Origin of the sequence: Paraburkholderia sp. SIMBA_053 (genome assembly GCF_046534895.1) — a bacterium.
Classification (GTDB): Bacteria; Pseudomonadota; Gammaproteobacteria; order Burkholderiales; family Burkholderiaceae; genus Paraburkholderia; species Paraburkholderia caledonica.
In genome coordinates, this window is sequence record NZ_JAWRXU010000266.1 from 1 (window position 1) to 344 (window position 344).

Below are 344 nucleotides of genomic sequence, written 5' to 3' on the forward strand. Positions count from 1 at the left end.
GAAGGCCGGTTCACCGGGCTGAGCGTCGACTATCTGCGCGCCGTCGTTGGGCCGGACGTCGAGATCACGACGAAGTCGTTTCCAGACCTGAACCAGCTGCTCGCCGCGGCGTGCGCGAATCGCGTCGATGTGCTGATGAGCATCGCCCGCACGCCGGAGCGCGAGCATTGCCTGTCATTCTCGGTGCCGTATTTCCGCGGATCGACTTCCGTCGTGACGCGGGCGAGCAATGCGATGGCTTTGTCCGGCGAGGCCCAGGTGCAAAGCGCGCGCGTCGCCATCGAGCGCGGGTTCGCGCTCGGCGCCGTCCTGCGCGAGCGATTCCCTCGAGCACATATCGATAG

Annotated in this window: 1 protein-coding gene; it reads left to right on the forward strand. The window is 66.3% G+C overall.

Features of this window, described 5'->3' with window-relative positions; all coding sequences use genetic code 11:
• A partial coding sequence (locus SB753_RS35565; protein WP_410804775.1) for a transporter substrate-binding domain-containing protein occupies positions 1–344 on the forward strand: 344 nt, incomplete at both ends.